This is a genomic window from Kitasatospora sp. NPDC057904, from assembly GCF_042887925.1.
Classification (GTDB): domain Bacteria; phylum Actinomycetota; class Actinomycetes; order Streptomycetales; family Streptomycetaceae; genus Kitasatospora.
In genome coordinates this window covers 125,416-150,951 of record NZ_JBHVOL010000008.1, presented here as the reverse complement: position 1 = coordinate 150,951, position 25,536 = coordinate 125,416, and the positions used below count along the sequence as shown (strand labels likewise).

The window sequence follows — 25,536 nt, the reverse complement described above, 5'->3', positions numbered from 1 at the left end:
GAGCCCTTCACTGAGCCGCCGGCGCCGAGCCCGTCCCCGTGCCCACGAGCTCGGGACGCTGCGCCGGGATCACCGCCGGTGCGATCGGCGGCAGCTCGACGTGCTCGCTCAGCCCGAAGCGCCGGTGCAGCCGCCGCAGCGGCGCCGGCGCCCACCAGTTGAACTCGCCGAACAGGCTCATCGCGGCCGGCACCAGCAGACAGCGCACCAGCGTGGCGTCCACCGCGACGGCGACCGCCAGGGCGATGCCCATCTGCTTGACCATGAGCATGTCCCCGAGCGCGAACCCGGCGAAGACGATCACCATCAGCAGCGCCGCCGAGGTGATGATCCGCCCGCTGCGCTGCACGCCCAGCTCCACGGCCTTCGCACAGCTGTAGCCGCGCGAGTGCAGTTCCTTGATGCGGGCGAGCAGGAACACCTCGTAGTCCATGGACAGCCCGAACGCGAACGCGAAGACCAGCACCGGGATGAAGGTCTCCAGCCCGCCGGTCGGACTGAACCCGAGCAGCCCGCTGAAGTACCCGTCCTGGAAGATCAGCGTGAGCGCGCCGAGCGAGGCGCCCAGCGACAGCAGGTTCATCAGCAGCGCCTTGACCGGCATCACCACCGAGCCGGTCATCAGGAACAGCAGCACCAGCGTCCCGAGCGCGACCAGCCCGAGCGCCCAGGGCCCGCGCGAGGTCAGCTCGTTCGAGAAGTCGACCACCGAGGCGGCGCCGCCGGTCACGTAGGTCTTCAGCCCGCCGCGGTCGGCCCGCAGCTCGTCGACGACCTGCTTGGCCGTCCCGCCCTGCGGGTCCCCGTGGACGAGCACGTCGATCGTCGAGACGGAGTCGCTCACCGGCGTGACCGCCCGCACCCCGCTCACCCCGGGCAGCTTGGCGACGACCTTGTCCGCGTACGCCTGCGCGACCGGCGCCCCGCCCTCGACCACCACCGTGATCGGCGCGGCGGCGACCTGCGGGAAGCGCTGGTCGATCGCGTCCGCGACCTGCCGCCCGGCGGAGGAGGCGGGCAGCACGGCCGCCCCGGAGTTGCGCATCTCCGCGTGCAGGAACGGCGCCCCGGCCGCCATCAGCAGCGCGGTGCAGGCGAGTGCGACGGGCACCGCCCGTTTGCGGACCCGGCGGACGGTCCGGCTGAAGAAGCCCTCGTCGGGCACCGGCGCGGCGGGCGCCTTGATCCGCGAGCCGGCGAAGCCGAGCAGCGCGGGGATCAGGGTGAGCGCCGCGGCGACGGCGATCACGACCACGCTCACGCCGGCGGCGGCGACGGCCCCGAGCACCGGGCTGGTGAAGACGAAGAGGCCGGAGAGCGCGACGGCGACGGTCAGTCCGGAGAACGCGACGGTGCGCCCGGCGGTCGCGGCGGTGCGCTCGACGGCGGCGGCGATGCCGGCGCCGTGCCCGCGTTCCTCGCGGAAACGGTTCACCATGAGCAGCGCGTAGTCGATCGAGAGCCCGAGCCCGAGCACGGTGGCGATCGGCAGCACGCTGGTGTCGATGTCCATGATCCGGCTGAAGCCGAACATCGCCAGCAGTGCCCCGCCCACCGAGGCGACCGCGCCGATCACCGGCAGGCTGGCCGCGGCGAGGCCGCCGAAGACCAGCACCATGACGACCAGGGTGAGCGGCAGGGTCACGATCTCGCCGAAGCGGGTGTCCTGCTCGGTCTGCTTCTTGACCTCCTGCTGGAGCACGAGGTCACCACCCACCGTGACGTGCGCGCCGCCGGTGCCGTTCAGCGCGGCCAGCCGCTGGGTGACGGCGTCGGCCTGGGCGGCCGTGCTCGTGTCGGCCATCCGGACGGTCACCAGACTCGCGTTCCCGTCGGCGGACCGCAGCGCGGCGGCGGCCGGCCCCGGCCCGTACGCGTCGTTCGCGGACGCGACGCCGGGCAGGGCGGCGATCTCCTGGGTGGCCTTGGCGACGGCCGCCCGTACCGCCCCGTCGTCCACCGGCCTCCCGTCGACGACGGCGGTGACGACTCCCCGGGCCGGATCGGCCGCGGTGGCGACCGCACTGCCCCGGTCGGCCTCGGAGCTGGCCGAGGAGGCCCCGGCCACCGACCCCTCGAAGACCCGGCCCCCGATCACGACACCGACGACCAGGACGACGGCCCAGAAGCCGAGGACCCAGCGCCGGTGCCGGAAGCAGAACCGCCCGAGGGCGGCGAGCCGCCCGCGGACCCGGAGGTCGGCGGCAGCGGCGGAAGGCTTGTGCATGAAGGAGCCTTTCGGGCAGTTCCACTCAATGTAGGTGGAACCCGAACTCCGGCCTAGAGAAGGGCGATGAGCCTCATCTCACACTTTCCTGCACATAAACACCACATAAGTCAAATCGGAAAACGAAAGGGGCCCCACCCGGATCGGAATCCGGGTGGGGCCCCTCCCCTAGCTAGTCGCTAGCGGGAAGCGAGAGCCTCAGCTCTGGCCGCCGGCCAGCTTCTCGCGCAGGGCGGCCAGGGCCTCGTCGGAGGCCAGGGCGCCCGAGCCCTCGTCGCTGCTGGACGAGTAGGAGCCACCGGCGGCGGCGGCAACCGCGTCGCCACCCTCGGCAGCGGCCTCGGCGTCGGCCTCGCGGCTCTTGATGACCTGGGCCTGGTGCTGCTCGAAGCGGGCCTGCGCCTCGGCGTACTGGCGCTCCCACTCCTCACGCTGCTTCTCGAAGCCGGGCAGCCAGTCGTTCGCCTCGGGGTCGAAGCCCTCCGGGTAGATGTAGTTGCCCTGGTCGTCGTACGAGGCGGCCATGCCGTACAGGGTCGGGTCGAACTCGACCTCGGCCGGGTTGGCACCCAGGGCCTCGTTGGCCTGCTTGAGCGACAGGCTGATGCGACGACGCTCGAGGTCGATGTCGATGACCTTGACGAAGATCTCGTCGCCGACCTGGACGACCTGCTCCGGGATCTCGACGTGGCGCTCGGCCAGCTCGGAGATGTGGACCAGACCCTCGATGCCCTCGTCCACGCGGACGAACGCACCGAACGGAACCAGCTTGGTGACCTTGCCGGGGACGACCTGGCCGATCTGGTGCGTGCGGGCGAACTGCTGCCACGGGTCCTCCTGGGTCGCCTTCAGCGACAGGGAGACGCGCTCGCGGTCCATGTCAACGTCGAGAACCTCGACGGTGACCTCCTGGCCGACCTCGACGACCTCGGACGGGTGGTCGATGTGCTTCCAGGACAGCTCGGAGACGTGCACGAGGCCGTCGACGCCACCCAGGTCCACGAAGGCACCGAAGTTGACGATCGAGGAGACGACGCCGGAGCGCACCTGACCCTTCTGGAGGGTGGTGAGGAAGGTCTGGCGGACCTCGCTCTGGGTCTGCTCCAGCCAGGCACGGCGGGACAGGACCACGTTGTTGCGGTTCTTGTCCAGCTCGATGATCTTGGCCTCGAGCTCCTTGCCCACGTAGGGCTGGAGGTCGCGGACGCGGCGCATCTCGACGAGCGAGGCCGGGAGGAAGCCGCGGAGGCCGATGTCGAGGATGAGACCACCCTTGACGACCTCGATGACGGTACCGGTGACGATGCCGTCCTCTTCCTTGATCTTCTCGATCGTGCCCCAGGCACGCTCGTACTGAGCGCGCTTCTTGGACAGGATGAGACGACCCTCCTTGTCCTCCTTCTGGAGAACCAGGGCCTCGATGTTGTCACCGACGGCGACGACCTCGTGCGGGTCAACGTCGTGCTTGATCGAGAGCTCGCGGGACGGGATGACGCCCTCGGTCTTGTAACCGATGTCGAGGAGGACCTCGTCACGGTCGACCTTCACGATGACGCCCTCGACGATGTCGCCATCGTTGAAGTACTTGATGGTCTCGTCGATGGCGGCGAGGAAGGCCTCCGCGTCGCCGATGTCGTTGACCGCGACCTGCGGGGTGGTGCTGAGGGAGGAGTCGGTGGGGCTCGTCATTAGGAAAAGGGCTCCGGTACGGACATGAAAGTCGTAGGTAATGCCACGCGGAGGGCCCGTATCGCTCCCACCGAAAGCCGGACAGCCAAGAACACGGCGCACCGGCCTTCCCGTAGACAACGAGAACCGGCGTCCGTCTTGCGACCGTGGGGTCTTCGACAGATGCGAGCGCGACCTGCTCCGTCCGAGGCGCGCAGGCCCGCAGCGCAACTTGTAGCATACGGGGACGGCCAGGCACGGTCAACGCCAAGAGCGGCAAGACGGTGGAGCCTGGTACGGATCAGGCCATATCCTCCGATTGCGCGCCTGACGGCGGCGCCCGCAGGGGCCCTACTCCCCGGATGCCACCGCCTGGATCCGAGCCCTCTCGGGCCGGCTCGCGGCAGCGGCGCTTCCGCACACCACACCCTACGCGATGGGCATTATCACCGTGGCCACCACCCCCCAGTCCGAGCTCAACGATCTTGACGACGACGGCGACGACGCGGTAAGGCGCCAGGCCGGAGCCGGTGAGAGCAGCCGCGCCAGCCGGCACTGGTGGGACCGCAACGCGGACGAGTACCAGGACGAGCACGGCGAGTTCCTCGGCGACGACCGCTTCACCTGGTGCCCGGAAGGCCTGGACGAGGCCGACGCCCGGCTGCTCGGCGAGGTGGCCGGAAAGGACGTCCTGGAGCTCGGCGCCGGCGCCGCCCAGTGCTCGCGCTGGCTCGCCGGCCGGGGCGCGCGGCCGGTCGCCCTGGACATCTCCTTCCGCCAGCTCCAGCACTCCCGCCGGATCGACCTCGGCCGCGGCGACGCGCCCGTCCCGGTCGTCCAGGCCGACGCCGCCGTGCTGCCCTTCGCCGACGGCTCCTTCGACATCGTCTGCTCCGCCTACGGCGCCGTGCCGTTCAGCGCCGACACCGCGCGCCTGATGCGCGAGGTGCACCGGGTGCTGCGGCCCGGCGGGCGCTGGGTGTTCTCGGTGACCCACCCGATCCGCTGGGCCTTCCCCGACGAGCCGGGCGTCGAGGGCCTCACCGCGACCGCCTCCTACTTCGACCGCACCCCGTACGTCGAGGAGGACGAGCAGGGGCGCGCCAGCTACGTCGAGCACCACCGCACGACCGGCGACCGGGTCCGCGAACTCGTCGGCGCCGGCTTCCGGTTGCTCGACCTGGTCGAGCCGGAGTGGCCGGCCGGCCTGGAGCAGGAGTGGGGCGGCTGGTCCCCGCTGCGCGGGCGGCTGATCCCCGGCACCGCGATCTTCGTGGCCGAGCGGGGCTGACCTTGCATCCTTCGTGGCGGGAACTCCCGGTCCGCACCGCCCTGCCCGCCCTCCACCGCGCGCTGGACGGGCACGGCACCGCCGTCCTCGCGGCGCCGCCCGGCACCGGCAAGACGACGCTGGTGCCGCTGGCGCTGGCGGGGCTGCTCGGTTCCGGTCCTTCTCGACGCGTGCTCGTCGCCGAGCCGCGGCGGCTCGCGGTGCGGGCCGCCGCGCGGCGGATGGCCTGGCTGCTCGGCTCGTCCGTGGGCCGCGAAGTCGGCTACACCGTACGCGGGGAGCGTCGCGTCGGGCCCTCGACGGTCGTGGAGGTCGTCACCACCGGCGTGCTGCTGCAACGGCTTCAGCGCGACCAGGAGCTGCCCGGGGTGGACGTGGTCGTCCTGGACGAGTGCCACGAGCGGCACCTGGACGCCGACACCGCGCTCGCGTTCCTGCTCGACGTCCGGGCCGCGCTGCGGCCGGAGCTGCGGCTGGTCTGCGCCTCGGCCACCTCGGACACCGAGGCCTGGGCCGAACTCCTCGGCGGCGCACCGGTGGTGGAGGCGCACGGCGTCTCGCACCCGGTCGACGTCGTGTGGGCACCGCCGCCGCGCGCCGTCAGGCCCGCGCACGGCACGCGGGTCGACCCGGCGCTGCTCGACCACGTCGCGGCGGTGGTGCGGCGGGCGCTGACCGAGCAGGAGGGGGACGTGCTCTGCTTCCTGCCCGGCGTCGGCGAGATCGCGCGGGTGGCGGGGCAGTTGGGCGGCTTGTCCGTGGACGTCCTGCAACTGCACGGCCGCGCGCCGCAGGCCGTGCAGGACGCCGCGCTCTCGGTTGGGGAACGCCGCCGTGTCGTCCTGGCCACCGCCGTCGCCGAGTCCTCGCTCACCGTGCCCGGCGTCCGCGTTGTCGTTGACGCCGGACTCGCCCGCGAACCGCGCACCGACCACGCCCGCGGCCTGGCCGCCCTCGTCACCGTCCGCGCCTCGCTCGCCGCCGCCCGCCAGCGCGCGGGCCGCGCCGGGCGCGAGGCCCCGGGCACCGTCTACCGGTGCTGGGCGGAGGCCGAGGACGCGCTGGCCGCGCGCTTCCCGACACCCGAGATCGCGCTCGCCGACCTCACCCCGTTCGCTCTGCAGGCCGCCTGCTGGGGCGACCCGGACGCCACGGGCCTCGCCCTGCCCGACCGGCCCCCGGCGGGCGCGATGGCCGCCGCCCGGCAGACGCTCCAGGCGTTGGGCGCCGTGGACGTGGACGGCCGGGCGACGGCGCGCGGCGTCCGGCTGGCCCGGACGGGGCTGCACCCCCGGTTGGGGCGCGCGCTGGTCGACGGGGCTCCCGCCGTCGGTGCGAAGCGTGCGGCCGAGGTGGTCGCGCTGCTCTCCGAGGAGCCTCCGCGGGCACTGGGCGACGACCTGGGGGCGGTATGGCGGACGGTCCGCTCTTCCAAGGACCCCTACGCCGGCCGCTGGCGCGACGAAGTCCGCCGCTTGGAGCGCGCTGCGGGCGACGAGCCCGCCACTCGGCTTCCCGACACGACCGCCGTAGGCCTGGTCGTGGCTCTCGCCTTCCCCGAGCGGATCGCCCGCGCGCGGGTGGAGAAGCCGGCACCCGGCGAGCGCAGCCCCTATCTGATGGCCTCCGGAACGGCCGCCGAGCTGGCCCCCGGCACGACGCTGGGCGCGCTGCCCTGGCTGGCCGTGGCGGTCGCCGACCGCCCAGCGGGCTCACACTCGGCGCGCATCTTGCACGCCGCAGCACTGGACGAGGACACCGCCCGCCTCGCGGGAGCGCCACTGCTCACGACCGCTGAGGAAGTCCACTGGGACACCCGACGAAGCGAGGTAGTCTCCCGCCGGCTCGATTCCCTGGGAGCGATCGAGCTTTCCGCGTCCCCTTTGGACCGCCCCGACCCGCTGCTGGTCCGCGCCGCCGTCCTGGAAGGCCTGACCCGAGAGGGCGTCAGCGCGCTCCTGACCTTTCCGTCCCCCGGCCTACGCGAACGCCTGGCCTTCCTGCACACGGCAATCGGCGCGCCCTGGCCCGACGTCTCCGATGCCTCGCTCCTGGAACGCGCCGAGGAGTGGCTGGAACCCGAACTCTCCCGCGCCCGCCGCCGATCCGACCTCGCGAGGATCGATACGACGTCTGCCCTCCAGCGCCTACTCCCCTGGGCCACCGGGGAGGCAGGCCGCCTGGACGAGCTCGCCCCCGAGCGGATCACGGTGCCGTCCGGCTCCAAGATCCGAGTCGACTACGGCGACGAACGCCCAGTGCTGGCCGTCAAGTTGCAAGAACTCTTCGGCTGGACGGCCACGCCCGCCCTGGCCGGAGGCCGCGTCCCACTGACCATCCACCTGCTCTCCCCAGCGGGCCGCCCCGCAGCAGTCACAGGAGACCTGGCGTCCTTCTGGCAAACCGGCTACCACGCCGTCCGCGCAGACCTGAGGGGCCGCTACCCCCGCCACCCCTGGCCGGAGGACCCGACGACGGCAGAGCCCACCCGCCGCGCCAACACAAGGAAGTGACGGAGCTACAGATCCGAAAAGTCACCAGCCTGAAGCCCGGAGAGGAAGGAAGCCCAAGCAGGGGCCGGAAACACAAGCACCGGCCCCTGCGGATCCTTGGAGTCACGCACGGGGACGAGGCCGGGGAACCCGGGGGCCACCTCGATGCAGTCGCCCCCGTTGCCTCCGCTGTAGCTGCTCTTCCGCCACGTCAACACAGCCCGCCCCCCAAAGTCCTACATGGGAAGGTCGCCCTCACGGACGGCCGTCACAAAGGCTTCCCACGCAGCGGCCGGAAACACAAGCACCGGCCCCTGCGGATCCTTGGAGTCACGCACGGGGACGAGGCCGGGGAATCCGGGGGCCACCTCGATGCAGTCGCCGCCGTTCGTGCCGCTGTAGCTGCTCTTGCACCAACTGGCTTCGTTGAGCTCGTTCCACGTCATCTCTGAACCCCTCCAGCGCCTCGGCGATCAGCGCGAGCGATTCGGCCGCCGTGAGTGCATCGCCGCGCAGCCGATCATAGCGCCGCCGATGCCCGGAAACGATGGCCGGATCGCCGCTGGGACACCCCATGTCAAGACTCTCCGAATACACCGAGTGTTGTCCATCGGGCATCTCCAGAAGGACCATTGACATGTTGATGATCGTCGCCCGAGCCGTGAACGGCACCACCTGAACGACGATGTTTCCGTGCTCAGCAACGCGCAGCAGGTGATACATCTGCCGCACCATCACCCTCGGCCCGCCAACCACCGACCGGATGGCACTTTCGTCCAGAAGCACGACCAACTGCGGCCCACCCTCGGCGAGGAACCGCTCCTGCCTCGCAAGCCTCGCGTTGACCCGATCCTCGATCACTTCAGGGCGTTCGTCGGTCCCACCCGCCTCGAACATCGCCCTCGCGTAGTCCCTGCATTGCAGCAGCCCATGAACGTAGTTCGCCTGGAACGCCTGGAGCCCCGCTGCCTCGGCCTCCGTATCCGCATGGGCCTGGAACCAGTCCGGATGCTCGACCTGAGCCGTCCAGTCGACCCGTCCGTACAGCCGCTTCAGCAAGTCGCCCGTGCCGTACAGCCGATCGAGCTCCTCGACCTCCTCAGGCGAAGGTTTGCGCTTCCCACCCTCGGTCCGCGAGATCACCGTCCGGTCGCAGTGCAGGAGCTTGCCCACGTCCTCCTGCCGGTAGCCCGCCGCATCCCGGGCGAAGCGGATCTCCTCGCCGAACATGATCGCGGAACTCGCCGTCGTCCCCCGGGCCTTCCGCTGCGTCATCACTGCCCCCAGTTGTGCACCGCACGCCCGCACGCCGATCTGGCGTCACCGTACCTCTGCGGCCCCTCTGACTAACACCAGAACGCAATCATTTACATGCACAGCGTGATAGCGCACTACCCTCGCGCTCCCTCATCCGCCCCCTGGGGAACTTTCGCCGCACTCGTCTCCCGCGTCGGTTCCACGCCCCGGCCCACCGAGGCCGACACCGGCGAACCCCTCACCATCACCCCCACCCCCGACTCCCGCATCAAACCCGTCCTCACCCACTGCCGCACCCAAGCCGCCACCCACAAGAAGTCGACCCCACCAACTTCCTGTGCTCCCCGCCGTCACCGTCCCGGCCGAAGCCGATCACGGCATGACCGGGCGGAGCACATAATTCGTGGTCGAATCGGGCGAACGTTGGCAGGGTGTGGTGCACGGACTCCCAGCTCAACGATGTCCGAGCCCGCCCACTGACCACGCCCCCGAACGGGCCCGCACCGCTTGGACACCGCATGACCCACGACCACAACCTCCCCACCCGCCGCTCCGCCCGACAGGAAGCACTACTCCTGACGGGCACGGTCGGTGTGGGCAAGACCGCCACCGCCGATCTGCTCGGTGACCTACTGGCCGACAGGGGCGTGCCGCACGCGGTCATCGACCTCGACCGGCTCTGCCAGGCGTGGCCCGCCCCCTACGGAGACCCGTTCCAGCACCGTCTCCTGCTCGCCAACCTGCGGGCGGTCGCCGGCAACTACCGCGCGGCGGGCGCCCAGCGCCTCGTGCTGGCCGGCGTCGCCGAGAACACCGCCGAACGGAACGCCTACCAGGAGGCCCTGGGCATGCCGCTGAGGGTGTGCCGCCTGACCGCAGACCTCGCCACCGTCCACACCCGACTCCGGACGCGCCACGAGACCGATCACGACACGGCCTCCCTGCCCTGGCACCTGCGGCGGGCCGAGGAACTCCACCTCGTCCTGGAAGCGGCCGGGATCTCCGACATCACCGTCGACACCACCGACCTGACACCCGCCCAGACCGCCTCCGCCGTCCTCGAAGCCACCCACTGGACCGACGCCACCACCACCGACGGACACATCTGACCGCCCCGCCCTGAGCCTGTTCGGCTGCGGCAACGCCAGCCAACCACCGAACCACGCACAGGAAGTCGACCCACCCGGCTTCCCGCGCAGCAGAACCACCCCGGACAGCGGGCATGCCGACCGGTGGGCATCCTCACAGCCCTCAGCTCAAGCGGACCGGACCATCACCTACGCGGCCCTGGACGTGTCCCGCCTCCGCGCCTATGCCGCCGGCCGGGCCTCCACCAGGATCTTCTCCGCGCCTTGGTCCAGCAGGAGGCCCGCCACCTGCATGCCCAGCTTCTCCGGCTCACCCAACGGACCAGAGTAGTGGGCCTCCAGCTGCCGCCCGCCGTCCACGGAGGTGACCTGCCCGTACAGGGTCAGCACATCGCCCTCGGCCTTGCCGAACGCGCCAACCGGCACCGAGCACCCGCCGTGGAGCTCGGCCAGCATCGCCCGCTCGGCCCGCACCTCCGCATCCGTCACCGGGTCGCCGGCACCGGACAGGATCCGGCGGGCCAGCTCGTTGTCCTCCCGGATCTGGATGCCCAGCGCGCCCTGCCCCGGCGACGGCGGGAACAGCCCGATCGGCAGGATCTCGCTGATCTCCTCGCCGCGGCCGAGCCGCTTGATCCCGGCCGCCGCCAGCACCACCGCGTCCAGCCGCTGTGTCCGGAGCTTGCCGAGGCGGGTCGGGACGTTCCCCCGGATCTCCACCGGCACCAGGTCCGGACGGACGTGCAGCAGCTGGGCGATCCGGCGCGACGCCGACGTGCCGATCCTTCCGCCGCGCGGGAGACCGGCCAGCGTCGAGCCGCACAGCGCGTCGTGCACGTCGGCACGGGTGGGCGGGGGCAGGAGGATCAGGCCGGGCGGGTTCGCGGTCGGCAGGTCCTTGAGCGAGTGCACGATCACATCGACCTCACCGGACGCCAGCGCGTTCACCTGGTTCACGGAGAAGGCCGAGCCTCCGCCGCGCTCCGACACCTCCCGGAGAGCCGACCTGCGGTCCTGGTCGCCGGCTTCCGTGATCACCCGCCGGCGGAAGACCACATCGGGGAAGCGCTCCCGCAGCGGCGCCAGGAACTCCCTCACCTGGGCCCGCGCCAGATGGCTGGCCCGCGACCCCACCACCAGTGTGCTCATACGCCAACTCCCGACATCTGACGAGATGTTGACCGCATGCTACCCGTCACGGACACGCCCGGTTTCCGACGGTTCGTCGGGACCCTGCTCGGGACATCCGCCGGAGACGGCACACGGACTCATCCGGGACGGACATGTCCTCGGTGGTCGAGACCCCTGCCTCAGTGCACGGAGCCCGGCGTGAAGGCCGGGGCCGGGGGGCGCGGGATCGGGATGCCGGTCTGGACCGGGCCGCAGACCATGACCTGGGCGGCCCCGCGCGGGTAGCAGTCGCCCGAGCCGGGCTGCGGGGTCGTCGAGCAGACGGTGCAGGGCACGGGCGGGATGGTGTGGGGGTCCTGGGCGGCCGGGGGCTTCGGGTCCTGGGGCTTCGGCTTCGGTGCGGGGGTGTCGGCCGTCCTGGGGTGCGCTGCCGGGGTGCTCGTCGGCTTCTTCGCGGCGGGGGCCGGAGCGTCGCTCGTGGGTTCCGCCGTGGGGGTCGCCGTCTCCGTGGCGGACGGCTGCGGCGACGGCGGCGCCTCGGTCGGACTCGGCGTCGGCGTGGCTGCCACCGTGGCCGTCACAGTCGGGACAGCAGTCGGGACGGCAGTCGGGCTCGCACTCGCGGTCGCCACGGCCGTCGGCGTCACACCGTCCGCACCGGACAGCGCCCACACCGACCCGCCGACGAGCAGCAGCGCCACCGCCGCGGCAGCCGGAATCACCAACCGGGGCCGCCGGTACCACTTCTGCCCCGCGCCCTCGTCCACCTCGGCCAACGCCCGCTCCCCCGCCCTGCGCCGCGCCCTTCGCGCAGCGAACCGAGCAGATCGTAGCGGCGGGCCAGGACCGTCATCGACGCCCCCGGTCTCCCCCGGCGAGGGGATGGCTCCGGCCGTCCAGGAGGATGTGACACCGCTGTGCGTCGGCAAGCCTGGACGCATGGCCGGCAGGAACTGCCGCCACCGCAACACCCGATCCGCCAGCCAGGAGCACTGACATGAGATTCGACGACCACCGAGTGGTCATCACCGCTGCCGGCCGGGATTTCGGGCGCACCTTGGCCGTTCGTCTCGCGGACCTCGGCGCCGAGGTGTTCCTGTCCGCGCGCACTCTCGCCGCCGCCGAGCGGGTCCGCGACGAGATTCGTGACCGAGGGCACCAGCGCGTCCACGCCTTCGCCTGCGACCTGACGGACCCCGCCTCGATCCGCGGCTTCGCTGCCGGAGTCGGCCGGCACACCGACCACGTCGACGTGCTGATCAACAACGGCTCCCGCTACCTCGAAGGCCCGGACCTCCTGTCCGCCTCCGATGGCGATGTCGTCGACACGATCGCCTCCGGCGCCACCGGCACCGTCCTGACCGTGAAGAGCTTCCTCCCCCTCCTGCTCAACTCGGACAAGCCGGATGTGGTGACCATGGTCTCCGCCTGCGGCACCGCTGGGCATCACCGGTCGGACGCGCACGACGCCTTCTACGCGGCCAAGAGCGCCCAGGCAGGGTTCGTCGACATCCTCTCCAAGCGCCTGCGGCCCCAGGGGGTTCGGGTGATCTCCCTCTACCCTCCCGACTTCGCCAACCCCGACCCCCTCGCCGAGGAGTGGGAGACCACACCGCGCGGGGCCGAGGACGCCCTCACCGCACAGTCCCTCGTGCAGTGCGTCCTCTTCGCGGTCGCCCAGCCCCGCGACTGCTTCATCAAGGCGTTCCACTTCGAGCAGGTCTGAAGCGGGATCTCCTCCGAGCCCAAAACCGGTGGGCCCGGGCGCTGCACGCGCCCGGGCCCACCGAAATAGCGTCAGTGCGCCGCCGCCTCCCAGTTGGCGCCGATGCCCACCGACACGTCGAGCGGGGCGCGCAGCGGGTAGGCGCCGGCCATCTGCTCGCGGACGATCGCCTCGACCGGCTCGCGCTCGCCCGGGGCCAGCTCCAGCACGATTTCGTCGTGGACCTGGAGCAGCATCCGGGAGGTGAGGCCGGCCTCGCGCAGGGCGTCGTCGACGCGCAGCATGGCGATCTTGACGATGTCGGCGGCCGAGCCCTGGATCGGGGCGTTGAGGGCCATCCGCTCGGCCATCTCGCGGCGCTGGCGGTTGTCGCTGTTGAGGTCGGGCAGGTAGCGGCGGCGGCCGAGGAGGGTCTCGGTGTAGCCGGTGGCCCGGGCCTCGTCGACGACGCGGCGCAGGTAGTCGCGCACGCCGCCGAAGCGCTCGAAGTAGGTGTCCATCAGGCCCTGCGCCTCGGCCGGCTTGATGCCGAGCTGCTGCGAGAGCCCGTAGGCGGAGAGGCCGTAGGCGAGGCCGTAGGACATCGCCTTGATCTTGCGGCGCATCTCGGCGTCCACCGAGCCGCCCGGGACCTCGAAGACCTGGGAGGCGACGGTGGTGTGGAGGTCCTCGCCGGAGGCGAAGGCCTCGATCAGGGCCTCGTCCTCCGACAGGTGGGCCATGATGCGCAGTTCGATCTGGGAGTAGTCGGCCGTGAGCAGCGACTCGTAGCCCTCGCCGACGATGAAGGCGCGGCGGATGGCGCGCCCCTCCTCCGTGCGGACGGGGATGTTCTGCAGGTTGGGGTCCTGCGAGGAGAGCCGGCCGGTGGCGGCCACCATCTGGTTGAAGGTGGTGTGGATGCGGCCCTTGGGCGAGACGGTCTTGAGCAGGCCCTCGACGGTGGTGCGCAGCTTGGCCTGGTCGCGGTGGCGCAGCAGGATGACCGGCAGTTCGTTGTCGGTCTGGGTGGCGAGCCAGGTGAGGGCGTCGGCGTCGGTGGTGTAGCCGGTCTTGATCTTCTTGGTCTTGGGGAGGGCGAGCTCGCCGAAGAGGATCTCCTGGAGCTGCTTGGGCGAGCCGAGGTTGAACTCGTGCCCGGCGGCGGCGTGCGCCTCTTCGACGCAGCGCTGGATCTCGGCGGCGAACTGCGTCTCCAGCGTGGTGAGCCAGTCGCGGTCGGCGGCGATGCCGTAGCGCTCCATGCGGGCGAGCAGGGCGGCGATGGGCAGTTCCATGTCGTGCATGAGCTCGACGGCGCCGACCTCGGCGAGGCGGGTGTCGAAGAGGGCGGCGAGGTCGAGGACGGCGCGGGCCTGGAGCATGAGGGCCTGGGCGCCCGCCGCCGGGTCCTCCTCGGGGGCGTCGAAGGCGAGCTGGCCGCTCTCGGCCGCCGGGGCGGCGGGGGTGAGCGAGCGGGCCAGGTACTCCTCGGCGAGGACCTCCAGGGTGAAGGTGCGGCGGCCGGGCTTCTCCAGGTAGGCGGCGAGGGCGGTGTCGGCGACGACGCCCTCGATCGTCCAGCCGCGCTCGGCGAAGGCGCGCATGACCTGCTTGGCGATGTGCAGGGCCTTGGGGGCGGCCGCGTCGGCGAGCCAGACGGCGAAGGCCCGCTCGTCCTCCTCGGCGAGCAGGGCCGGGTCGAACCAGGCGGCCGTCTCCCCGACGGCGAGGGCGACTTCGGTGACCTCGCCGGTGCCGAGCGCCCACTGGTAGACGGCGGCCAGCGCGACCGGCGTCTTGCCGTCGGCGGCGTGCTCGCGCAGCCAGGCGGCCAGCGTGCCCGGGTCGGTGAGCAGTTCGCCGTCGACCTCGACGCCGGGGGCGAGTTCGGTTTCGGTGGCCTCCGACCCGCCGGCCGGGTCGATGCCGAAGACGCGGTCGCGGAAGTTGGCGTTGCGGAACTCCAGCGACTCCATCAGGGTGCCGACGGCGGCCTTGTCGAAGGAGGCGCGGGCCAGGTCGGGCACGCCGAGCGGGAGTTCGACGTCACGGACGAGCTCGGTGAGGACGCGGTTGCGCTTGACGGAGTCGAGGTGCTCGCGCAGCTTCTCGCCGATCTTGCCCTTCACCTCGTCGGCGCGGGAGACGAGTTCGTCGAAGGAGCCGAACTGGTTGACCCACTTGGCGGCGGTCTTCTCGCCGACGCCGGGGATGCCGGGCAGATTGTCCGACGGGTCGCCGCGCAGGGCGGCGAGGTCGGGGTACTGGCGCGGGGTGACGCCGTACTTCTCGGCGACCTTCTCCGGGGTGTAGCGGGTGAGTTCGGAGACGCCCTTGGTCGGGTAGAGGACGGTGACGTGCTCGGTGACCAGCTGGAGGGAGTCCCGGTCGCCGGTGACGATGTCGACGTCGAAGCCGGCCGCCTCGGCGGCGGTGGCCAGGGTGGCGATGATGTCGTCGGCCTCGAAGCCCTCGACGGTCAGCCGCGGGACGTTCATCGCGTCGAGCAGTTCGCCGATCAGGCCGATCTGGCTGCGGAACTCGTCGGGCGTCTTGGCGCGGTTGGCCTTGTAGTCGGGGAACTCGACGGAGCGGAACGTCTGGCGGGAGAGGTCGAAGGCGACCGCGAGGTGGGTGGGCTGTTCGTCACGGACGGTGTTGGCGAGCATCGAGGCGAAGCCGTAGACCGCGTTGGTGGGCTGGCCGGTGGAGGTGTTGAAGTTCTCCACGGGCAGGGCGTAGAAGGCCCGGTAGGCCATCGAGTGCCCGTCGAGCAGCATCAGCCGGGGCCGCCGGCCGGCCCCGCCGCCACCCGTCGCGCCCTTGTCCGTACTCTGCGTAGCCACGTCAACGTCCGTTCCTGCCGATTCCACTACCGGCCCCCGATCCTATGGCCCGGCACCGACAAAACGGGGCGCGCCGGACGGGAGTGCGACGCGCCCGGGCGAGGCGGCGGGCCGTGGCTACCGTCGAGTAGGACGGTCGTACGATCACAGTCGGCGCGACCGGCACGACGAGCACCACCACGACGGCCGGCCCGGCCCGGCCCGCACAGCCGGCACCACCGGCATCGCCCGCACCAGCACCACCAGCACCAGCACCAGCACCAGCACCAGCACCAGCAGCACGACGTGACCCCCCGAGCGGCAGGAGTTCCCCCATGACCGACGCGGCCCCCGACGCCACCCCCGTCCTGAAGGTCCCGCAGGAGGTGCTGGACCACTTCGCCAAGCTCGGCGTCAGCCCGGAGACGTTCTCCGGCGGCCACCTCGGCGAGAAGCTCGGCATCCGGATCGTCGAGGCCTCGGGCGACCGGGTGGTCGGCACGATGCCGGTCGAGGGGAACCAGCAGCCGTACGGGCTGCTGCACGGCGGCGCGTCGGCGGCGCTGGCGGAGACGCTCGGCTCGATCGGCGCGATGCTGCACGCGGGCCCGGGCCGGTACGCGGTCGGCGTGGACCTCAACGCCACCCACCACCGCTCGGCGACGTCCGGGCTGGTCACCGGCGTCGCGACGGCCGTCTTCAAGGGGCGCACCGCCGCCACGTACGAGATCGCGATCACCGACGACACCGGGCGCCGGGTCACCAGCTGCCGGCTGACCTGCATGCTGCGCGACCTCTGACGGCCCGCAGGGCGCCGTTGACGGCGTCCCGCCAGGGCAGATGCCCCGTCAGATCTCTTGTCCGCCCCCTTGTTTGACCTTCTGCCATCGTGGGCAGGCGTTGGTCCAGGCAAGGGGGCGGTGGCATATCCGGACACGCGTCAGGATATCCCTCATCTGTAACGCTGCGTAACAGCCAGGAAATCCGAGCATTCGGCCACTCCGAAGCCCGAAGGGCAGCCGGAGCGCCTTGACATGCCATCGTTTGTCCGCAATCCGGACGAGTACGCCCGGAACCTGCACACCGGACGGCGCTGTTCGATTATCGGTGCAGCCAGCAGCAACCCCCATTTCTGGCCCTTACATCGCTCTACCAGCAAGTAAACGCCCGCCGCCGCCGGGTCGGTCGAATCAGAACGACCACATGCTGAGACAAATACTACGTGTGCTCATAACAAGAGAATCACAGCCTCGCTACACCACTGCCCCAGCCGCCTCACGGCGCCTAGAGTCACGGCCAGTCACCGCGCCACCCTGATTGGGCCAGGCCACCGCGCATCCCGGCTCCCGCCACTACGGCGCGGCGCCTTCCTGTACCGAAGGGGACCCCCGTGCGTCATCGTTCCGCAGTTGTCGTGAGCATCTCCGTGATCGCCGCCCTCAGCCTCAGTGCGTGCGGCTCCCGCGGCGACAAGAAGTCCGCCGACGGCGGCGGCAGCGGCTCCGGCACCACCGTCACCATCGGCGTCGACGCCCCGCTCACCGGCGACCTCTCCGCCATCGGCATCGGCATCAAGAACTCGGTCGACCTCGCGGTCAAGAAGGCCAACGAGACGAACGAGGTCCCCGGGGTCAAGTTCGCGATCAAGCCCCTCGACGACACCGCCAAGCCCGCCCCCGGCCAGCAGAACGCCACCCAGCTGGTCGCCGACAACACCGTCCTCGGCGTCGTCGGCCCCCTCAACTCCAGCGTCGCGCAGTCGATGCAGCAGATCTTCAACGACGCCAACCTCGTCGAGATCTCCCCCGCCAACACCGGCGTCGCCCTCTCCCAGGGCGAGAAGTGGGCCACCGGCGAGAAGAAGCGCCCCTTCAAGAGCTACTTCCGCACCGCCACCACCGACGCCGTCCAGGGCCCCTTCGCCGCCCAGTTCCTCTACACCGACTCGAAGAAGACCAAGGTCTTCATCATCGACGACCAGAAGACCTACGGCGCCGGCCTCGCCGCCACCTTCAAGGGCGAGTTCACCAAGCTCGGCGGCACCGTCGCCGGCGAGGAGCACGTCAACCCCGACGACCGCGACTTCTCCGCCATCGTCACCAAGGTCAAGAGCTCCGGCGCCGAAGCCGTCTACTACGGCGGCGAGTACCCCGCCGCCGGCCCGCTCTCCCTCCAGCTCAAGGAGGCCGGCCTCAACATCCCGCTCATGGGCGGCGACGGCATGCAGAGCGCCGACTACATCAAGCTCAACCCCAAGAGCGCCGGCGACTTCGCCACCGCCGTCGGCGGCGACGTCGAGAAGCTCCCCACCGCCACCAAGTTCATCTCGGACTACAAGGCCGCCGGCTACAAGGACCCGTTCGAGACCTACGGCGGTTACTCCTACGACAGCGCCTGGGCCATCATCGAGGCCGTCAAGAACGTCGTGAGCGCCAACAACGGCAAGCTCCCCTCGAACGCCCGCGCCGCCGTCGTCGACGCCGTCCAGAAGATCTCCTTCGACGGCGTCACCGGCAAGGTCTCCTTCGACGAGTTCGGCGACACCACCAACAAGCAGCTCACCGTCTACACCGTCAAGGACGGCAAGTGGGACGTGGCGAAGTCCGGCACCTTCAACGGCTGAGCCGGCGGCCCGGCGACCGAACCGCCGAGCCACCGGCCCGACGACTGAACCGCTGAGCCACCGGCCCGACGGCCGAGGCACCTTCCTCACCAGCACCACCCGCGCGGGGGCGCCACGAGTGCCCCCGCGCGCGCCCACATCCACCCACCCCACGCGGACACCCGAACGCACAACGGAGGCCCAGCGGTGCACGACCTACCGCAGCAGCTGGCCAACGGCCTGATCCTCGGAGCCCTCTACGGGCTCGTCGCGATCGGCTACACGATGGTCTACGGCATCGTCCAGCTCATCAACTTCGCCCACGGCGAGATCGTCATGGTCGGCGGCTTCGGCGCCCTGACCGCCTACCTCGCCCTCCCCGGCGGCACCACCATGTGGCTGGCCCTACCGCTGATGCTGATCGCCGGCATCCTGGTCTCCACCCTCACCGCCGTCGCCGCCGAACGCTTCGCCTACCGGCCCCTGCGGAGCGCCCCCCGCCTCGCGCCCCTCATCACCGCCATCGGGCTGTCCATCCTCCTCCAGCAGCTCGTCTTCTCCTTCTACCCCGACGCCAAGAAGGCCCGCGTCTTCCCCAAGATCCCCGGCGACCCCCTGAGCCTCGGCTCCGTCACCATCCAGCCCAGCGACCTCTTCCTCATCGCCGCGGCCCCGCTGTGCATGCTCGCCCTCGGCTGGTTCGTCACCCGCACCCGCTCCGGCCGCGCCATGCAGGCCACCAGCCAGGACCCCGACACCGCCAAGCTCATGGGCATCGACACCGACCGCATCATCGTCATGGCCTTCGCCATCGGCGCCGCGTTCGCCGCCGTCGCCGCCGTCGCCTACGGACTGCGCAGCGGCCAGGTCGACTTCCGCATGGGCTTCATCCTCGGCCTCAAGGCCTTCACCGCCGCCGTCCTCGGCGGCATCGGCAACATCTACGGCGCCATGCTCGGCGGCGTCGCCCTCGGCCTCGCCGAAAGCCTCGCCACCGGTTACATCCAGCACCTGCCCGGCATGAGCCTCTTCGGAGGCGGCGCCTGGAAGGACGTCTGGGCCTTCGTACTCCTCATCCTCGTGCTCCTCGTCCGGCCCCAAGGCCTGCTCGGCGAGCGCGTCGCGGACAGGGCGTGACCACCATGACCACCAGAACCGAAACCAGCCCGGTCATCCCCCTCCCGGCCCGCGCCGCCGCAGCCCTCACCGGCCTCGGCGCCCTCGCCACCGCCGCCTCCGCCGCCATGTCCTGGACCTGGACCTCCGACTTCCCCGGCGACCTCACCTACTACGGCTCCCCCGCCGGCCTCCAGTGGCTCGCCCTCGTCGCCGGACTCCTCACCCTCGTCCTCCTCCTCGCCACCCACGGCACCCCCGGCCTGCGCTGGGCCGCCCCCGGCCGCAACCACAACGCCGTCCTGTACGCCGCCACCGGCGCCCTCGCCGTCGCCGTCTTCTCCGTCACCGCCATCTCCGTCGACCTCGGCGGCCTCGCCAACCTCGAACCCGGCGGCTGGGTCCTCGCCGCCGGCGGCATCCTCAGCCTCGCCGGCGCCCTCGGCCTCCCCCTCGACCGCCGCACCGCCGTCCCGCTGAAGATCCTCGACCGGCGGCTCTTCCTCCTCGTCCCCGCCGCGCCCCTCGCCTGGATCGGCGCCCACGCCATCCCCGGCGACAAGCCCGTCGCCCCCGTCATGACCGCCCTCGCCGGCGCCGTCGCCATCGCCACCGGCGCCGTCCTCCTCGTCCAGCTCGGCCACTTCGCCAACACCTGGCTGCGCCTCGGGAAGATCGACCGACCGCTGCCCGCGCCGCGCCAACTCCCCTCCTGGGTCGAGGTCCTGATCATCGTCTTGGCCTTCGGCACCGGCCTGTTCGTGATCACCTTCGGCGTCGACACCGACTACGGCGAGCTCTTCACCGGCTACCTGCTCCTCACCGTCTTCGTCGCCTCCGCCCTCACCCGGTCCGGACTCGTCGCCCGGCTGCGCGCGCTGACCGTCAAGCACCGCCCGGTCACCACCGGCGCCGCCTTCGCCGCCGCCGCCAGCTTCCCGTTCACCCAGAGCAGCGACCAGTACACCTCCGTCGCCACCAACATCCTGATCTTCGCGACGGTGGCGCTCGGCCTCAACATCGTCGTCGGCCTCGCCGGCCTGCTCGACCTCGGCTACGTCGCCTTCCTCGGTGTCGGCGCCTACGCCGCCGCGCTCGTCTCCGGCTCCCCCGCCTCGCCCATCCACGTCCAGTTCCCGTTCTGGGCCGCGATGCTCACCGGCGCCGCCGTCTCCATGATCTTCGGCGTCCTCATCGGCGCCCCGACCCTGCGGCTGCGCGGCGACTACCTCGCCATCGTCACGCTCGGCTTCGGCGAGATCTTCCGCATCACCATGCAGAACCTCAACGGCACCACCGGCCCCAAGATCACCAACGGTGCCAACGGCATCCCGCGGATCCCCGACCTGGAGATCTTCGGCTTCAACCTCGGCGAGTCCCACAGCATCGGCGCCTTCGAACTCGGCCGGTTCTCCAACTACTACCTGCTGATGCTGCTCGTCACGGCCCTCGTCGTGCTCGTCTTCGCCCGCGTCGGCAACTCCCGCATCGGACGCGCGTGGGTCGCCATCCGCGAGGACGAGACCGCCGCCGAGGCCATGGGCATCAACGGCTTCCGCCTCAAGCTCCTCGCCTTCGCCCTCGGCGCCTGCCTCGCCGGCCTCGCTGGCACCGTCCAGGCCCACGTCAGCTACACCGTGACGCCCGACCAGTACACCTTCGCCGAGGCCCTCCCGCCCAACTCCGCCTTCCTCCTCGCCGCCGTCATCCTCGGCGGCATGGGCACCATCAGCGGACCCCTCGCCGGCGCCACCCTCCTCTTCCTCATCCCGAAGAAGCTCGAATTCCTCTCCGACTACCAGCTCCTCGCCTTCGGCGCCGCCCTCATCGTCCTCATGCGCGTCCGCCCCGAAGGCCTCATCCCCAACCGGCGGCAGCAGCTCGAGTTCCACGAGGCCGCCATCCCGGCCCAGCCCACGGGCGAGCCGACCGCACTCACCAAGGCAGGGGCGTGACCGACCCGATGACCACCACCGATACGCCCCCCGCCGACGCACCGAAGTCCACCGAGCCGATCCTCGACGTCACCGGCGTCACCATGCGCTTCGGCGGCCTCACCGCCGTCAACGACGTCTCCCTCACCGTCGGCGAGGGCGAGATCATCGGCCTCATCGGCCCCAACGGCGCCGGCAAGACCACCTTCTTCAACTGCCTCACCGGCCTCTACGTCCCCACCGAGGGCCAGGTCCGCTACCGGGGCACCGTCCTGCCGCCCAAACCCCACCTCGTCACCCAGGCCGGCATCGCCCGCACCTTCCAGAACATCCGGCTCTTCGCCAACATGACCGTCCTGGAGAACGTCCTCGTCGGCCGCCACACCCGCACCAAGGAAGGCCTCTTCTCCGCCATCCTCCGCGGCCCCGGGTACAAGCGCGCCGAAGCCGAGAGCCGCGAACGGGCCATGGAACTCCTCGCGTTCACCGGACTCGCCGAGAAGGCCGACCACCTCGCGCGAAACCTCCCCTACGGCGAGCAGCGCAAGCTGGAGATCGCCCGCGCCCTCGCCTCCGACCCCGGCCTCCTCCTGCTCGACGAACCCACCGCCGGCATGAACCCCCAGGAGACCCGCGCCGCCGAGGAACTCGTCTTCGCCATCCGCGACAAGGGCATCTCCATCCTCGTCATCGAGCACGACATGCGGTTCATCTTCAACCTCTGCGACCGCACCGCCGTGCTCGTCCAGGGCCAGAAGATCGTCGAGGGCGACCGCGAGACCGTCCAGAACGACGAGCGCGTCATCACCGCCTACCTCGGCGCCCCGCTGGAGGACAGCACCACCGCAACACCGGAGGACACCAAGTGACCGCGCTCCTGGAGGTCGAGGACCTCCGCGTCTCCTACGGCAAGATCGAAGCCGTCAAGGGCATCAGCTTCACCGTCAACCAGGGCGAGGTCACCACCCTCATCGGCACCAACGGCGCCGGCAAGACCACCACCCTGCGCACCCTCTCCGGCCTGCTCAGACCCACCGCCGGCCGGATCACCTTCGAGGGCCGGGACCTCGCGACCGTCCCCGCCCACAAGATCGTCGCCCTCGGCCTCGCCCACTCCCCCGAGGGCCGGCACATCTTCCCGCGCATGACGATCGAGGAGAACCTCCTCCTCGGCGCCTTCCTGCGCAGCGACACCGCCGGCATCACCGCGGACGTGGAACGGGCCTACACCCTGTTCCCGATCCTCGGCGAGCGCCGCAAGCAGGCCGCCGGCACCCTGTCCGGCGGCGAACAGCAGATGCTCGCGATGGGCCGGGCGCTGATGTCCCAGCCCAAGCTGCTGATGCTCGACGAGCCGTCGATGGGCCTGTCGCCGCTGATGATGCAGAAGATCATGGCGACGATCGTCGAACTCAAGTCGAGCGGCACGACCATCCTCCTCGTCGAACAGAACGCCCAGGCGGCGCTCTCGCTGTCCGACCGCGGCTACGTCATGGAGACCGGCCGCATCGTCCTCAGCGGCACCGGCGCCGACCTCCTGCACGACGAGTCCGTGCGCAAGGCGTACCTCGGCGAGGACTGATCCCCGCACACGGCGAAGGGCCCGGCAGAAACGATCTGCCGGGCCCTTCGCCATGCCGTCCTACTCGGCGGGCTTGCCCTCGTCCGCCTTCTTGCGGTCCTGGGCCTCGCCCTCCTCGATGACCGCCTCTGCGACGGCGGCCATCGTCATGCGGCGGTCCATCGACGTCTTCTGGATCCACCGGAAGGCAGCCGGCTCGTTCAGCCCGAACTTCGTCTGCAGCACGCTCTTCGCCCGGTCCACCAGCTTCCGGGTCTCCAGGCGCTGCGAGAGGTCCGCGATCTCCTGCTCCAGCGTGCGCATCTCCGCGTACCGCGAAACGGCCATCTCGATCGCCGGCACCAGGTCCGCCTTGGAGAACGGCTTCACGATGTACGCCATCGCCCCGGCGTCCCGCGCCCGGTCCACCAGCTCCCGCTGCGAGAACGCGGTCAGCATCAGCACCGGAGCCAGGTGCTTCTCATGGATCTGCTCCGCTGCGGAGAGCCCGTCCAGGACCGGCATCTTCACGTCGAAGATCGCCAGATCCGGCTTCAGCTCCTCCACCAGCCGCACCGCCGTGGCCCCGTCCCCGGCCTCGCCGACGACGGTGTAACCCTCCTCTTCGAGCATCTCCTTGAGATCAAGACGGATCAACGCCTCGTCCTCGGCGATCACAATCCGAGTGATCTGGGGCATATCGGTCTCAAGCGGCTGTGCCTGCTCGTCGGCGGCGCTCACGTGGCTCCTCGTTCCGGCGGGGTACTGCATGCACGAGGGTACCTAGACACGGTATGTTTGAGTTCAACAGGGTCGGGGGGCAACCTTCGAATCTGTGGATGCCCCGGTAGTCCAGCGGAAGAGACACGGCACTCAAAACGCCGCCAGCGTGGGTTCGAATCCCACCCGGGGTACTTTTCCTTCGATTCTAAAGCCACTTAGGGCTACCTAATGGTTGGCGATCTTCATTCGTTCGAGTGGAAACAATCCCGTTCGCCCGCGCGTTCGACGCAAGGGTCGCAGGATCGCCCGCATGGCAGTTCGATCCCTCCGCGAAGAAGCCGTCCTGCTGCTACGTCAGGGCGCCCGCAACTGCGATGTCTCCCGCCGACTCGGAGTTCCAACCGGCACCGTCTCATGGTGGAAGCTGCAGGATCGCGCCGAACACGGGGACTTCCCGGCCCCTGAGCGCGCCACGTGCTTCCGCTGCTACTCCGACGAGCTCAACCGCCAGGCCTACGCCTACCTTCTCGGTGCCTACCTGGGCGACGGCCACATCACACACTCGAACATGTCCAGGACACAGAGCTTGTTCGTCACGTGTGACGACAAGTGGCCAGGGGTCATGGATGCTATCGAGCAAGCCATGCGCAGGGTGTTCCCGAAGAACAACACCTACCGACTGCAACGCCCGGGCTGCCACAACGTCAAGCTCTACTCCATGCACATGACCTGCTACTTCCCTCAGCACGGTCCTGGCAAGAAGCACGAGCGCACCATAGCCCTGGAGCCTTGGCAGCAGGAGATCGTCGACGAACACCCCTGGGAGTTCCTGCGCGGCCTCATCCACTCCGACGGCTGCCGCATCACCAACTGGGCGACCCGGACAAAGAACGGCGTCGTCCGCCGCTACGAGTACCCGCGGTACTTCTTCACCAACACCTCGACCGACATCATCAGGCTCTTCACCGCCACACTCGACGCCGTCGGCGTCGAGTGGAAGGCCTCGATCCCCCGCCCCACGGGCCAGGTCAACATCTCCATCGCCCGCAAGGACTCCGTCGCCCTCATGGACGCCCACATCGGCCCCAAGCACTGACGACGCCATGTACGACCTGGCCACTCGGCAACACGCCCTCCACGCCTCCGGCCTGACCTTCAGCCAAGTAAGCCGAACCACTGGCATATCCCGATCGGCGATCCGCGAGTGGGCCTCCGGTGCAGCACCCAGCCCCCGCATGACCGCCGAGTGTCCGCTCCTCGACGGCCGACTCGACCCCTCGCGGCCTCACTCCAGCTATGCCTACCTGCTCGGCCTCTACCTCGGCGACGGCTGCATCAGCGAGGGCCGCCGCAAGGCCTACGCCCTCCGAATCGCCTGCTGCGACACCTGGCCCGGTCTCATCGACGAATGCGAGCGCGCCGTCTCCGCCGTCATGCCGCACAACAAGGTCCTGCGCGTCCACGCGCCCGGCTGCACCAGCGTCGTCAGCACCAGCAAGCACTGGCCCTGCCTCTTTCCCCAGCACGGGCCCGGCCCCAAGCACCTGCGCCGGATCACCCTCGCCCCCTGGCAGCAGGAGATCGTCGACGAGCACCCCTGGGAGTTCCTGCGCGGCCTCATCCACTCCGACGGCTGCCGCATCACCAACTGGACCACCCGAACCGTGAGCGGCGTCCAGAAGCGCTACGAGTACCCGCGGTACTTCTTCACCAACACCTCCGCCGACATCGTCGGCCTCTTCACCGCCACACTCGACGCCGTCGGCGTCCGCTGGAAGTCCGTCACCCGCCCCACCGGGGCCGTCAACGTCTCCGTCGCCCGCAAGGACGACGTCGCCCTCATGGACGCCCACATCGGCCCCAAGCACTGACGGCGGCGCGGCCCTTCCGCACGAAGGGCCGCGCCGAAGTGG

The 25,536-nt window shown here is 70.6% G+C and carries 22 protein-coding genes and 1 tRNA gene; 13 read left to right on the top strand and 10 right to left on the bottom strand.

Annotation, left to right across the window (positions count from 1 at the left end):
- Positions 1–7: 7 nt before the first annotated feature.
- Together ACFVSN_RS21605 and rpsA are read right to left on the bottom strand one after the other, a co-directional pair.
- Positions 8–2,227 (bottom strand): MMPL family transporter, encoded by a 2,220-nt coding sequence (locus ACFVSN_RS21605; RefSeq protein WP_387956407.1) that lies wholly within the window; start codon positions 2,225–2,227, stop codon positions 8–10.
- A 198-nt stretch (positions 2,228–2,425) separates the two neighbouring features.
- Positions 2,426–3,916, bottom strand: a complete 1,491-nt coding sequence (gene rpsA, locus ACFVSN_RS21600; RefSeq protein WP_218202410.1) for a 30S ribosomal protein S1 — start codon at positions 3,914–3,916, stop codon at positions 2,426–2,428.
- 415 nt (positions 3,917–4,331) lie between these two features.
- On the opposite strand from rpsA, the gene ACFVSN_RS21595 reads away from it, so the two are divergent.
- The gene (locus tag ACFVSN_RS21595) at positions 4,332–5,186 is read left to right on the top strand and encodes a class I SAM-dependent methyltransferase (protein WP_380501127.1); all 855 of its coding nucleotides are present in this window, start codon (positions 4,332–4,334) and stop codon (positions 5,184–5,186) included.
- A gap of 2 nt (positions 5,187–5,188) precedes the next feature.
- On the top strand, positions 5,189–7,699 hold the full coding sequence (hrpB, locus tag ACFVSN_RS21590) for an ATP-dependent helicase HrpB (RefSeq protein WP_387956406.1): 2,511 nt from the start codon (positions 5,189–5,191) through the stop codon (positions 7,697–7,699).
- 5 nt (positions 7,700–7,704) lie between these two features.
- Here hrpB and ACFVSN_RS21585 read toward each other — a convergent pair whose 3' ends face one another.
- From ACFVSN_RS21585 to ACFVSN_RS21575, 3 genes are read right to left on the bottom strand one after another with little or no spacing between them, the layout of a single operon-like run.
- Positions 7,705–7,896, bottom strand: a complete 192-nt coding sequence (locus ACFVSN_RS21585) for a DUF397 domain-containing protein (RefSeq protein WP_387956405.1) — start codon at positions 7,894–7,896, stop codon at positions 7,705–7,707.
- Positions 7,897–7,914: 18 nt separating this feature from the next.
- Complete coding sequence (locus ACFVSN_RS21580) at positions 7,915–8,046, bottom strand: DUF397 domain-containing protein (RefSeq protein ID WP_387956404.1); 132 nt, start codon at positions 8,044–8,046, stop codon at positions 7,915–7,917.
- Positions 8,009–8,953, bottom strand: a complete 945-nt coding sequence (locus tag ACFVSN_RS21575; protein ID WP_387956403.1) for a helix-turn-helix domain-containing protein — start codon at positions 8,951–8,953, stop codon at positions 8,009–8,011. The genes ACFVSN_RS21580 and ACFVSN_RS21575 overlap by 38 nt, the downstream gene beginning before the upstream one ends.
- Positions 8,954–9,453: 500 nt before the next feature.
- Between ACFVSN_RS21575 and ACFVSN_RS21570 the strand changes: the two genes are divergently transcribed.
- The gene (locus ACFVSN_RS21570) at positions 9,454–10,044 is read left to right on the top strand and encodes a hypothetical protein (protein ID WP_387956402.1); all 591 of its coding nucleotides are present in this window, start codon (positions 9,454–9,456) and stop codon (positions 10,042–10,044) included.
- A gap of 201 nt (positions 10,045–10,245) precedes the next feature.
- On the opposite strand, the gene hemC is transcribed toward ACFVSN_RS21570, so the two are convergent.
- Together hemC and ACFVSN_RS21560 are read right to left on the bottom strand one after the other, a co-directional pair.
- Entirely contained in the window at positions 10,246–11,172 is a 927-nt protein-coding gene (hemC, locus tag ACFVSN_RS21565) for a hydroxymethylbilane synthase (RefSeq protein ID WP_387956401.1), read from the bottom strand.
- Positions 11,173–11,333: 161 nt separating this feature from the next.
- Positions 11,334–11,930: a hypothetical protein gene (locus ACFVSN_RS21560; protein WP_387956400.1), complete on the bottom strand. Its 597-nt coding sequence runs from the start codon at positions 11,928–11,930 to the stop codon at positions 11,334–11,336.
- Between the two features lie 221 nt (positions 11,931–12,151).
- Here ACFVSN_RS21560 and ACFVSN_RS21555 point away from each other — a divergent pair, with 221 nt between their 5' ends.
- Positions 12,152–12,880 carry an SDR family oxidoreductase gene (locus ACFVSN_RS21555; RefSeq protein WP_387956399.1) on the top strand — a complete coding sequence of 243 codons (729 nt, stop codon included), beginning with the start codon at positions 12,152–12,154 and terminating at the stop codon, positions 12,878–12,880.
- 71 nt (positions 12,881–12,951) lie between these two features.
- Here the strand turns inward: ACFVSN_RS21555 and polA are convergent, their stop codons facing one another.
- Both polA and ACFVSN_RS21545 read right to left on the bottom strand, forming a co-directional pair.
- Positions 12,952–15,642 carry a DNA polymerase I gene (polA, locus tag ACFVSN_RS21550; RefSeq protein ID WP_387956464.1) on the bottom strand — a complete coding sequence of 897 codons (2,691 nt, stop codon included), beginning with the start codon at positions 15,640–15,642 and terminating at the stop codon, positions 12,952–12,954.
- Between the two features lie 210 nt (positions 15,643–15,852).
- A complete protein-coding gene (locus ACFVSN_RS21545; protein WP_387956398.1) occupies positions 15,853–15,990 on the bottom strand; it encodes a hypothetical protein in 138 nt (45 codons plus the stop codon).
- A gap of 32 nt (positions 15,991–16,022) precedes the next feature.
- On the opposite strand from ACFVSN_RS21545, the gene ACFVSN_RS21540 reads away from it, so the two are divergent.
- The 6 genes from ACFVSN_RS21540 to ACFVSN_RS21515 all read left to right on the top strand — a co-directional run bounded on the left by ACFVSN_RS21540 (position 16,023) and on the right by ACFVSN_RS21515 (position 22,921).
- Positions 16,023–16,487: a hotdog fold thioesterase gene (locus tag ACFVSN_RS21540; protein WP_329928273.1), complete on the top strand. Its 465-nt coding sequence runs from the start codon at positions 16,023–16,025 to the stop codon at positions 16,485–16,487.
- Positions 16,488–17,077: 590 nt separating this feature from the next.
- Positions 17,078–18,310, top strand: a complete 1,233-nt coding sequence (locus ACFVSN_RS21535) for a branched-chain amino acid ABC transporter substrate-binding protein (RefSeq protein WP_380501105.1) — start codon at positions 17,078–17,080, stop codon at positions 18,308–18,310.
- A gap of 186 nt (positions 18,311–18,496) precedes the next feature.
- Complete coding sequence (locus ACFVSN_RS21530; protein ID WP_359963001.1) at positions 18,497–19,426, top strand: branched-chain amino acid ABC transporter permease; 930 nt, start codon at positions 18,497–18,499, stop codon at positions 19,424–19,426.
- A 5-nt stretch (positions 19,427–19,431) separates the two neighbouring features.
- Positions 19,432–21,360 carry a branched-chain amino acid ABC transporter permease gene (locus tag ACFVSN_RS21525; protein WP_387956397.1) on the top strand — a complete coding sequence of 643 codons (1,929 nt, stop codon included), beginning with the start codon at positions 19,432–19,434 and terminating at the stop codon, positions 21,358–21,360.
- Positions 21,361–21,368: 8 nt separating this feature from the next.
- A complete protein-coding gene (locus tag ACFVSN_RS21520; RefSeq protein WP_380440602.1) occupies positions 21,369–22,208 on the top strand; it encodes an ABC transporter ATP-binding protein in 840 nt (279 codons plus the stop codon).
- Complete coding sequence (locus tag ACFVSN_RS21515; protein WP_380440483.1) at positions 22,205–22,921, top strand: ABC transporter ATP-binding protein; 717 nt, start codon at positions 22,205–22,207, stop codon at positions 22,919–22,921. The genes ACFVSN_RS21520 and ACFVSN_RS21515 overlap by 4 nt, the downstream gene beginning before the upstream one ends.
- Positions 22,922–22,981: 60 nt before the next feature.
- On the opposite strand, the gene ACFVSN_RS21510 is transcribed toward ACFVSN_RS21515, so the two are convergent.
- Positions 22,982–23,599 carry an ANTAR domain-containing response regulator gene (locus ACFVSN_RS21510; protein WP_380440485.1) on the bottom strand — a complete coding sequence of 206 codons (618 nt, stop codon included), beginning with the start codon at positions 23,597–23,599 and terminating at the stop codon, positions 22,982–22,984.
- 142 nt (positions 23,600–23,741) lie between these two features.
- Between ACFVSN_RS21510 and ACFVSN_RS21505 the strand changes: the two genes are divergently transcribed.
- The 3 genes from ACFVSN_RS21505 to ACFVSN_RS21495 all read left to right on the top strand — a co-directional run bounded on the left by ACFVSN_RS21505 (position 23,742) and on the right by ACFVSN_RS21495 (position 25,494).
- A tRNA-Leu gene (locus ACFVSN_RS21505) sits at positions 23,742–23,814 on the top strand.
- A 119-nt stretch (positions 23,815–23,933) separates the two neighbouring features.
- Positions 23,934–24,719: a helix-turn-helix domain-containing protein gene (locus ACFVSN_RS21500; protein WP_380501101.1), complete on the top strand. Its 786-nt coding sequence runs from the start codon at positions 23,934–23,936 to the stop codon at positions 24,717–24,719.
- Positions 24,720–24,726: 7 nt separating this feature from the next.
- Positions 24,727–25,494, top strand: a complete 768-nt coding sequence (locus ACFVSN_RS21495) for a transcriptional regulator (protein ID WP_387956396.1) — start codon at positions 24,727–24,729, stop codon at positions 25,492–25,494.
- Positions 25,495–25,536 lie beyond the last annotated feature (42 nt).